1 protein-coding gene is annotated in these 1,149 nt (G+C 64.4%); it reads left to right on the top strand.

Annotated features, from left to right (window positions below; genetic code table 11):
• Positions 1-179: 179 nt before the first annotated feature.
• The gene (locus NKH43_RS35210; protein WP_352862061.1) at positions 180-1,109 is read left to right on the top strand and encodes an IS110 family RNA-guided transposase; all 930 of its coding nucleotides are present in this window, start codon (positions 180-182) and stop codon (positions 1,107-1,109) included.
• Positions 1,110-1,149: the final 40 nt, after the last annotated feature.

Genomic DNA, 1,149 nt, shown 5'->3' with positions numbered 1-1,149 from the left:
CTTGTAACTTATTCCTTGCCGACTCTGCTATGAAAGCAGGTGCGGTGGCGGACGGGAGACCGACCCCTCTTTGGGCCTTTGAGCCCGTGACAGAGCAAGGGTCTTCGTCCGCCGTTCCATCGAACCCGAACAGTCGCCTGGGCCGCAAGCGAAGCCCGATTAGGCAAGGATGGGACAGGATGGAAATCATTGTTGGCATCGACGTTTCCAAGGACCGGCTCGACGTGCATGTGTTGCCGTCCGGCGAGGCGTTCTCGGTGGAGAATGACCACGCCGGGGTGGAGGATCTGGTTCGGCGGCTGGCAGCCCTTTCGCCGGCCGTTGTCGGATTGGAGGCGACAGGCAGCCTCGAGAGACTGGCGGTTGCCGCCTTGGCAGGTGCTGGCCTGGCAGTTGTCGTGGTCAATCCGGGGCAGGTGCGTGCCTATGCCAATGCACTCGGCAAGCGGGCCAAGACCGACCCGATCGATGCCGCCGTCATCGCCGCTTTCATCGCCGCGACCAGGCCGCAATTGCGGCCGCTGCGCGACGCCGAAACCGAGGCCTTGGCCGAGCTCGTCGCCCGCCGGCGCCAGATCGTGCAGATGATCGTGGCCGAGGAAAACCGTGCCAGTACCACCACGGCAAGACAGGCGCAAAAGAGCATCCAGCGGCTGCTCGTCGCGCTCAGGCGTGAACTGGCGAGCCTCGATGGCGACATTGACGGTCATATCCGCAAGTCTCCAGTCTGGCGGGTCAATGAAAAGCTGCTCTCCTCCGTGCCGGGCGTCGGTCCTGTCGTTGCCCGCAGCCTGATTGCCGAAATGCCGGAACTGGGCAGCCTCGATCGCCGCCAGATCGCCGCGCTCGCCGGCCTTGCGCCATGGACGAGGCAGTCCGGCAAATGGCGCGGCAAGAGCTTCATCGGCGGCGGCAGGAGCCATGTGCGCGCCGTCCTCTTCATGGCCGCCCTCGTCGCCATCAGGCACAACCCCACGCTCAAGGCCTTCCGCGACCGCCTGGTCAAGGCCGGCAAGCCGAAGATCGTCGCCGTCGTGGCCACAATGCGCAAGCTTCTCACGATCCTCAACGCAATCGTCCGGGACCAAAAACCATGGCAAACAGCTTGACAGCCAAGACAGTCGCTCTGTCCTGCCGGACATCTCCCCC

Source organism: Mesorhizobium sp. M1163 (assembly GCF_040318415.1).
Taxonomy (GTDB): Bacteria; Pseudomonadota; Alphaproteobacteria; order Rhizobiales; family Rhizobiaceae; genus Mesorhizobium.
Note: the sequence above shows the minus strand (reverse complement) of the source record. Positions and strands in the feature narration are given on the sequence as shown.